Here is an 8,502-nt window from a genome sequence, read left to right as displayed (position 1 = left end):
TAGCGGATCAACCAGCCAGCATGCGCCCGCTTTCTTCCAGGTTCTCGTGCCAGCTCAGGGCTTCGCGCAGGATGTGCGGGGTGTGGCCGCCGCGCTGGCAGGCGCGTTCGAAGTAGTCGTTCAACGCAGCGCGATAGTCCGGGTGCACACAGTTGTCGATGATCGCGCGGGCACGCTCGCGTGGCGCCAGGCCGCGCAGGTCGGCCAGGCCCTGTTCGGTGACCAGGATGTCGACATCGTGTTCGGTATGGTCGACGTGGCTGACCATGGGCACGACGCTGGAAATCGCGCCGCCCTTGGCGATCGACTTGGTGACGAAGATCGCCAAGTGGGCGTTGCGGGCGAAGTCGCCGGAACCGCCAATGCCGTTCATCATCCGGGTGCCGCAGACGTGAGTGGAGTTGACGTTGCCGTAGATGTCGAACTCCAGCGCCGTGTTGATGCCGATGATGCCTAGGCGACGCACCACTTCAGGATGGTTGGAGATCTCCTGCGGGCGCAGCACCAGCTTGTCCTTGTAGCGCTCGAGGTTGCCGAACACGTCGGCATTGCGGCGGCTCGACAGGGTGATCGAGCTGCCCGAAGCGAAGCTCAGCTTGCCGGCGTCGATCAGGTCGAAGGTCGAGTCCTGCAGCACTTCGGAGTACATGGTCAGGTCTTCGAACGGCGATTCGATCAGGCCGCACATCACGGCGTTGGCGATGCTGCCGATGCCGGCTTGCAGCGGGCCGAGCTTGTTGGTCATGCGGCCGGCGTCCACTTCGCCCTTGAGGAAGGCGATCAGGTGGTCGGCGATGCCCTGAGTCTCGTGGTCAGGCGGCAGCACGGTGGACGGCGAGTCCGGCTGGTCGCTGATGACGATGCCGACGATCTTGGCCGGGTCGATCGGGATGGCGGTGCTGCCGATGCGGTCGTCGACTTTCACCAGCGGGATCGGCGTGCGGGTCGGGCGGTAGGTCGGGATATAGATGTCGTGCAGGCCTTCGAGGTTGGCGTTGTGCGACAGGTTGATCTCGACGATGACCTGCTTGGCGAAGATCGCGAAGCTGGCCGAGTTGCCGACGGAGGTGGTCGGCACGATATGGCCTTCCTCGGTGATCGCCACTGCTTCGATGACCGCGATGTCCGGCAGGGTCAGTTGCTTGTTGCGCAGCTGCTCGACGGTTTCCGACAGGTGCTGGTCGATGAACATCACCTGGCCGTCGTTGATGGCCTTGCGCAGGGTGCTGTCGACCTGGAACGGCATGCGCCGGGCGAGTACGCCGGCTTCGGTCAGTTGCTTGTCGAGGTCGTTGCCCAGGCTGGCGCCGGTCATCAGGCTGATTTTCAGCGGCGACAGCTTGGCGCGCTCGGCCAGTGCGTGGGGCACGGCCTTGGCTTCGCCGGCGCGGGTGAAGCCGCTCATGCCGACGGTCATGCCGTCCTCGATCAGGCCAGCGGCGTCAGCCGCACTCATTACCTTGCTGTGCAGGGAGGACAAGCGGATGCGATCACGGTACATGGATTGTTATCTCAGGCTACTGAAGCTACTGGAAGCGCAGTCTAGAGATTTAGCCCGGTGCCGTCCCGCGACCATGGTCGTAGGCGAAGCCTTGGAATAGAGCCGTTGATCTGGATCATGCAAATGAAAAAGCCCCCGGGCATAACACCAGGGGGCTTTAGACGCTTCTATATATAGAGGCGGGTATCAGTCCACGGCCTTGACCATGTCCTCGATGACTTTCTTCGCGTCACCAAACACCATCATGGTCTTGTCCAGGTAGAACAGTTCGTTGTCCAGGCCGGCATAGCCGCTGGCCATGGAGCGCTTGTTGACGATGATGGTCTTGGCCTTGAACGCTTCGAGGATCGGCATGCCGGCGATCGGCGACTTGGGATCGTTCTTCGCCGCCGGGTTGACCACGTCGTTGGCGCCCAGCACCAGTACCACGTCGGCCTGACCGAATTCGGCGTTGATGTCTTCCATCTCGAACACCTGGTCGTACGGCACCTCCGCTTCGGCCAGCAGGACGTTCATGTGGCCTGGCATACGGCCGGCAACCGGGTGGATCGCGTACTTCACGGTCACGCCGTTGTGCACCAGCTTCTCGGTCAGCTCTTTCAGCGCGTGCTGGGCGCGGGCCACCGCCAGGCCGTAGCCGGGAACGATGATCACGCTGTCGGCGTTGCTCAGCAGGAAGGTGGCGTCGTCGGCCGAACCGGACTTCACCGGGCGCTGCTCCTTGGAGCCTTGCGCCGCACCGACGTCGGTATCACCGCCGAAGCCGCCGAGGATGACGTTGAAGAACGAACGGTTCATCGCCTTGCACATGATGTACGAGAGGATCGCACCGCTCGAACCCACCAGGGAGCCGGCGATGATCAGCATCGAGTTGTTCAGCGAGAAGCCGATACCTGCGGCTGCCCAGCCCGAATAGCTGTTGAGCATCGACACCACCACCGGCATGTCGGCGCCGCCGATCGGGATGATGATCAGTACGCCCATGATGAAGGCCAGGGCCAGCATCAGGGTGAAGGCGCTGTAGTGGCCGGTGAAGGTGAACAGCAGGCCCAGGGCGATGGTGGCAAGGCCGAGGATCAGGTTCAGCTTGTGCTGGCCGGCGAACTGTACCGGTGCGCCTTGGAACAGGCGGAACTTGTACTTGCCCGACAGCTTGCCGAACGCGATGACCGAGCCGGAGAAGGTGATGGCGCCAATGGCCGCGCCGAGGAACAGCTCCAGGCGGTTACCGGTGGGGATCGGGTCGCTGATGCTGGCGACGATGCCCAGCGATTGCGGCTCGAGTACCGCGGCAATGGCGATGAACACCGCGGCCAGGCCGATCATGCTGTGCATGAAGGCGACCAGCTCGGGCATCTTGGTCATCTCGACGCGCTTGGCCATGATCGAACCGGCGCTGCCGCCGACCAGCAGGCCGACGATGACATAACCGATACCGGCAGTGGCAAGCTCGGCGCCCAGCTTGTAGATCAGCCCGACCGTGGTGAGGATGGCGATACCCATGCCGATCATGCCGAACAGGTTGCCCCGGCGTGAGGTAGTGGGGTGCGAGAGGCCCTTGAGCGCCTGGATGAAGCAGATCGAGGCGACCAGGTACAGAAGCGTTACCAGATTCATGCTCATGCTTACTTCTGCGCCTCGTTCTTGGTTTTCTTCTTGAACATTTCCAGCATGCGGCGGGTGACCAGGAAGCCACCGAACACATTGACCGCGGCCAGCGCCACGGCGAGGGTGCCCATCACTTTGCCGGCCGGGGTGACGGTCAGCGCGGCCGCGAGCATGGCGCCGACGATGACGATCGCCGAAATGGCGTTGGTGACGGCCATCAACGGGGTGTGCAGTGCCGGGGTGACGTTCCATACAACGTGGTAGCCCACGTAGATGGCCAGCACGAAGATGATCAGGTTGTAGATGCCGTGGGAAATCAGCAGGTCTTCCATTGTCGAGCTCCTCAGCCGTTCTTGCGTACGACCTGGCCGTCGCGGCACATCAGGCACGCGGCGACGATGTCGTCTTCGAGGTTGATCACCAGCGCGCCGTCCTTGTCGAACAGCAGCTTCATGAAGTCCAGCAGGTTGCGGGCGTACAGCGCCGAGGCGTCTGCGCCGACCTGGGCCGGCAGGTTGGTCGGGCCGACGATGGTTACGCCGTTTGCCTGTACCACCTGGTCAGCGACGGTCAGCGGGCAGTTGCCGCCCTGGGCCGCGGCGAGGTCGATCACCACCGAGCCGGGTTTCATCTGCGCGACGGTCTCGGCGCTGAGCAGCGTCGGCGCCTTGCGCCCGGGGATCAGCGCAGTGGTGATGACGATATCGGCCTGTTTGGCTCGCTCGTGCACGGCCTGGGCCTGGCGTTGCATCCAGCTGGCTGGCATGGGGCGGGCGTAACCGCCGACGCCTTCGGCGCACTCGCGCTCTTCATCGGTCTCGTACGGCACGTCGAGGAACTTGGCGCCAAGCGACTCGATCTGCTCTTTCACGGCGGGGCGCACGTCGGAGGCTTCGATCACCGCACCCAGGCGTTTGGCCGTGGCGATGGCCTGCAGGCCGGCGACGCCAGCGCCGAGGATGAGCACACGGGCGGCCTTTACGGTGCCGGCGGCGGTCATCAGCATGGGCATGAAGCGTGGGTAGTGATGCGCGGCCAGCAGCACGGCCTTGTAGCCGGCAATGTTGGCTTGCGACGACAGCACGTCGAGGCTCTGGGCCCGCGAGGTACGAGGCGCGGCTTCCAGGGCGAAGGCGGTGATGCCACGTTCGGCCATCTTGCCGATCAGCTCGTTGTTGAACGGGTTGAGCATGCCGGCCAGCACGCTGCCGCTGCTGATCAGCGCCAGTTCCTGGTCATTGGGTGCAACCACCTTGAGCACCAGTTGCGCGCCGAAGGCATCGGTCGCTTCACCCAGTGTGGCGCCAACGGCTTCATAGGCACTGTCCGGAATGCTGGCGTTGAGCCCTGCCCCCCGTTGCACGGTGACCTGATGGCCCTGGCTAACCAGTTTCTTGATGGTTTCCGGGGTCGCGGCGACCCTTGTCTCACCCGTCTGCGTCTCGAGAGGAACACCAATGTGCACGACTTTGTCTCCTGCGGTGACCTTTTGTGTTTGTTTGAACCAGCTCACTTCGGGTGGCGCGCTGGGTGGTCGTAGAGCACGACCCCGCCTGAATCCGGGGCGGGGAGGCATTTTGCAGATGAACCATTGGAGCCACAACCGGTTCTGAAGCGAAACGAACTTAAAACTACAAGTCACCCTGTGACCGTATGTCGCAATGATTCGAAACAAACCCGTCAAGCACGCGCTATTCGGAGCTTAGGGGAAAATCTGAAAAAAATTCTGCTGTTTTCGGCCTTGCTGCTGTGAATGTCGCAAAATAACCGTCAAACCCGCATGGTAACTAGGGTTGATAGGGTTTTTCAGGGCAGCCGGAACAGATTACGTATTTGCGACAAATACATATATCTGTAGGTGTTTAAAATAATTGACTACGGGGTCAGTTTATCGGCTTTTGCAGTGTACTGCCGTGCCTGCGCTATTAGCCAGTCGCGAAAAGCCCGTAGCGAAGCAGACTCCACCTTGCGCTCTGGAATCATCAGATAGTAGGCCTTGTCACTGGACAGGGCATGCCTGTTAGCGACCACCAACCTACCCTCCTCGAGCTCGCGCTGGATCAGGAACGGTGGGATCAGCGCAATGCCCATTTCGTGCATGGCCGCCTGGGCGAGCATCGAGAACAGTTCATAGCGCGGGCCGGCCATGTCGCGTTCAACGCTCATGCCCAGCCCATCGAACCATTGCCGCCAGGCATACGGGCGGGTGGTCTGCTGCAGCAGGGGCAGCTCAGCGATGCGCTGGGCGTCGAGGCCGCCCTGCCCGTCCAGCAGCTTTGGGCTGCACACCGGCACCGGGTTTTCTCCCATCAGGCGATGGGCCTGGGTGCCGGACCAGTCGGCGTCGCCGAAGTAGATGGCCGCATCGAAAGGCGTGTCGGCGAACAGGAACGGCCGGGTGCGGTTGGTCAGGTTGACCGTGACCTCCGGGTGGCGTTGCTGGAAGTCCTTCAGGCGTGGCAGCAACCACTGGGTGCCGAAGGTCGGCACCACGGCCAGCTCGATCACGTTGGCACCCTGCTGGCGCATGACCGACAGGGTGTCGCGCTCTACGGCGTCCAGTTGGCTGGCCACCTGGCGGCTATAGGACAAGCCTGCCTCGGTGAGCTTCACGCCTCGGCGCGAGCGGCGGAACAATTCGACGTTGAGAAACGCCTCCAGCCCACCGATCTGCCGACAGACGGCGCCCTGGGTCAGGGCCAGTTCGTGGGCGGCCTTGGTAAAGCTCTCGTGACGCGCGGCCGCCTCGAAGCAGACCAGGGCAGTGGTGCTGGGGATCTTGCGGCGCATGTACATCAACCTCACTTGTATGCTCGTTAGTACGGCGTTTTACCGATCACGGAGTGAGAAAATATCACTAAAGCGTGCGCAATCCTCGTTTGTCCCGACAGCCGATCAAGCCTAGGATCAATGCAACGCAAGAATCCGCTCCCATCTTTGTTTCGAGGAACACGCACATGGCCGGTAAAGCAAGCTTCAACTGGATCGACCCGCTGCTGCTGGATCAGCAGCTCACTGAGGAAGAGCGCATGGTGCGTGACAGCGCCTTCCAGTTCGCCCAGGACAAGTTGGCGCCGCGTGTGCTGGAAGCCTTCCGTCACGAACAGACCGACCCGGCGATCTTCCGCGAGATGGGTGAAGTCGGCCTGCTGGGCGCGACCATCCCTGAGCAGTACGGTGGCAGCGGCCTCAACTACGTGTGCTACGGCCTGATTGCCCGTGAAGTGGAGCGCATCGACTCTGGTTACCGCTCGATGATGAGCGTGCAGTCGTCGCTGGTCATGGTGCCGATCAACGAATTCGGTACCGAAGCGCAGAAGCAGAAGTACCTGCCCAAGCTGGCCAGCGGTGAGTGGATTGGTTGCTTCGGCCTGACCGAACCCAACCATGGTTCCGACCCGGGCTCGATGATCACTCGGGCGCGCAAGGTCGACGGCGGCTACCGCCTGACCGGCAGCAAGATGTGGATTACCAACAGCCCGATCGCCGATGTGTTCGTGGTCTGGGCCAAGGATGATGCCGGCGACATTCGCGGTTTTGTCCTGGAGAAAGGCTGGCAAGGCCTCAGCGCCCCGGCCATCCACGGCAAGGTTGGCCTGCGCGCCTCGATCACCGGTGAGATCGTCATGGACAACGTGTTCGTCCCGGAAGAGAACATCTTCCCGGATGTGCGCGGCCTGAAGGGCCCGTTCACCTGCTTGAACTCGGCCCGTTACGGCATTTCGTGGGGGGCGCTGGGTGCCGCCGAAGCCTGCTGGCACACCGCGCGCCAGTACACCCTGGACCGCCAGCAGTTCGGTCGCCCGCTCGCCGCCAACCAGCTGATCCAGAAAAAACTGGCCGACATGCAGACCGAAATCACCCTGGCCCTGCAAGGTTGCCTGCGTCTGGGGCAGATGAAGGACCAAGGCACCGCTGCGGTGGAGATCACTTCGATCATGAAGCGCAACTCCTGCGGCAAGGCCCTGGATATCGCCCGCATGGCGCGTGACATGCTGGGCGGCAACGGTATCTCCGACGAATTCGGCGTGGCCCGCCACCTGGTCAACCTTGAGGTGGTCAACACCTATGAAGGTACCCACGACGTGCATGCGCTGATCCTTGGGCGTGCGCAAACCGGTATCCAGGCGTTCTACTAATAGAGGAGCCAGGCCATGGGTGCGCTTTCACATCTGCGGGTGCTGGACCTTTCTCGGGTGCTCGCCGGCCCGTGGTCCGGCCAGATCCTCGCCGACCTTGGTGCCGATGTGATCAAGGTCGAGCGCCCTGGCTCGGGTGACGATACCCGTGCCTGGGGGCCGCCCTTCCTCAAGGACTCGCGTGGCGAGAACACCAGTGAGGCGGCCTACTATCTGTCGGCCAACCGCAACAAGCGCTCGGTGACCATCGACTTCACTCAGCCTGAAGGCCAGCGCCTGGTGCGCGAGCTGGCGGCCAAGTCGGACATCGTCATCGAGAACTTCAAGGTCGGCGGGCTGGCGGCTTATGGTCTGGATTACCAGAGCCTCAAGGCGATCAACCCGAAGCTTATCTATTGCTCGATCACAGGCTTCGGCCAGACCGGGCCGTATGCCAAGCGTGCCGGCTACGACTTCATGATCCAGGGCTTGGGCGGGCTGATGAGCCTGACCGGGCGGCCGGAAGGTGAGGAAGGTGCCGGGCCGATGAAGGTTGGGGTGGCCTTGACCGACATCCTTACTGGCCTGTATTCGACGGTGGCGATCCTGGCTGCCCTCGCCCATCGGGACCAGGCCGGGGTTGGTCAGCATATCGATATGGCCTTGCTGGATGTCCAGGTGGCTTGCCTGGCCAACCAGGCGATGAACTACCTCACCACAGGAAACGCTCCGCGGCGGTTGGGTAATGCGCATCCTAATATCGTGCCCTACCAGGATTTCCCGACGGCGGATGGCAATTTCATTCTTACCGTGGGTAATGATGGGCAGTTCCGCAAGTTTGCCGAAGTGGCTGGGCAGCCGCAGTGGGCGGATGATCCGAGGTTCGCTACCAACAAGCAGCGTGTGGCGAATCGGGCCGAGTTGATTCCGCTGATTCGTCAGGCCACGGTGTTCAAGACTACGGCTGAATGGGTGAGTGAACTGGAGAAGGCAGGTGTGCCTTGTGGTCCCATCAACGACCTGGCGCAAATGTTCCAGGATCCGCAGGTGTTGGCTCGGGGGCTGGCGGTGAACATCCCGCATCCGTTGGCGGGGAATGTGCCGCAGGTGGCCAGCCCGATCAGGTTGTCGGAGACACCGGTGGAGTACCGGCAGGCACCTCCGCTGCTGGGGGAGCATACCGAGGCAGTGCTGTGCGATGTACTGGGCCTGGATGCGATGGTGGTGCACGAGCTGCGTACTGCAGGCGTGCTCTGACGCTGTAGCTATATAGAG

7 protein-coding genes are annotated in these 8,502 nt (G+C 62.4%); 2 read left to right on the top strand and 5 right to left on the bottom strand.

What is annotated here, in order from left to right:
• Nucleotides 1-7 precede the first annotated feature (7 nt).
• The 5 genes from ACQ4N9_RS26010 to ACQ4N9_RS25990 form a co-directional block, all read right to left on the bottom strand.
• Nucleotides 8-1,501, bottom strand: a complete 1,494-nt coding sequence (locus ACQ4N9_RS26010) for an acetyl-CoA hydrolase/transferase family protein (protein ID WP_110995047.1) — start codon at nt 1,499-1,501, stop codon at nt 8-10.
• Nucleotides 1,502-1,687: 186 nt separating this feature from the next.
• Nucleotides 1,688-3,124, bottom strand: coding sequence for an NAD(P)(+) transhydrogenase (Re/Si-specific) subunit beta (locus tag ACQ4N9_RS26005; RefSeq protein ID WP_125462104.1), 1,437 nt, complete (start codon nt 3,122-3,124; stop codon nt 1,688-1,690).
• 2 nt (nt 3,125-3,126) lie between these two features.
• Nucleotides 3,127-3,441, bottom strand: coding sequence for an NAD(P) transhydrogenase subunit alpha (locus tag ACQ4N9_RS26000; protein ID WP_110995049.1), 315 nt, complete (start codon nt 3,439-3,441; stop codon nt 3,127-3,129).
• Nucleotides 3,442-3,452: 11 nt separating this feature from the next.
• Nucleotides 3,453-4,574: a Re/Si-specific NAD(P)(+) transhydrogenase subunit alpha gene (locus ACQ4N9_RS25995; RefSeq protein ID WP_390969994.1), complete on the bottom strand. Its 1,122-nt coding sequence runs from the start codon at nt 4,572-4,574 to the stop codon at nt 3,453-3,455.
• A 410-nt stretch (nt 4,575-4,984) separates the two neighbouring features.
• The gene (locus ACQ4N9_RS25990; protein WP_390969992.1) at nt 4,985-5,899 is read right to left on the bottom strand and encodes a LysR family transcriptional regulator; all 915 of its coding nucleotides are present in this window, start codon (nt 5,897-5,899) and stop codon (nt 4,985-4,987) included.
• 167 nt (nt 5,900-6,066) lie between these two features.
• On the opposite strand from ACQ4N9_RS25990, the gene ACQ4N9_RS25985 reads away from it, so the two are divergent.
• Nucleotides 6,067-7,248 (top strand): acyl-CoA dehydrogenase, encoded by a 1,182-nt coding sequence (locus tag ACQ4N9_RS25985; RefSeq protein WP_110995052.1) that lies wholly within the window; start codon nt 6,067-6,069, stop codon nt 7,246-7,248.
• Between the two features lie 15 nt (nt 7,249-7,263).
• Nucleotides 7,264-8,484, top strand: a complete 1,221-nt coding sequence (locus tag ACQ4N9_RS25980; RefSeq protein ID WP_390969990.1) for a CaiB/BaiF CoA transferase family protein — start codon at nt 7,264-7,266, stop codon at nt 8,482-8,484.
• The last annotated feature ends 18 nt before the right edge of the window (nt 8,485-8,502 follow it).

The sequence above is a fragment of the Pseudomonas sp. ES1 genome (assembly GCF_050586605.1).
GTDB classification, from domain to species: domain Bacteria; phylum Pseudomonadota; class Gammaproteobacteria; order Pseudomonadales; family Pseudomonadaceae; genus Aquipseudomonas; species Aquipseudomonas sichuanensis.
Note: the sequence above shows the minus strand (reverse complement) of the source record. Positions and strands in the feature narration are given on the sequence as shown.

Excerpts from the sequence above, each read along its gene's own strand:
- ACQ4N9_RS26010 (WP_110995047.1), bottom strand. The coding sequence starts at position 1,501 with ATGTACCGTGATCGCATCCGCTTGTCCTCCCTGCACAGCAAGGTAATG.
- ACQ4N9_RS25990 (WP_390969992.1), bottom strand. The coding sequence starts at position 5,899 with ATGCGCCGCAAGATCCCCAGCACCACTGCCCTGGTCTGCTTCGAGGCG.
- ACQ4N9_RS25980 (WP_390969990.1), top strand. The coding sequence starts at position 7,264 with ATGGGTGCGCTTTCACATCTGCGGGTGCTGGACCTTTCTCGGGTGCTC.
- ACQ4N9_RS26005 (WP_125462104.1), bottom strand. The coding sequence starts at position 3,124 with ATGAGCATGAATCTGGTAACGCTTCTGTACCTGGTCGCCTCGATCTGC.
- ACQ4N9_RS25985 (WP_110995052.1), top strand. The coding sequence starts at position 6,067 with ATGGCCGGTAAAGCAAGCTTCAACTGGATCGACCCGCTGCTGCTGGAT.
- ACQ4N9_RS26000 (WP_110995049.1), bottom strand. The coding sequence starts at position 3,441 with ATGGAAGACCTGCTGATTTCCCACGGCATCTACAACCTGATCATCTTC.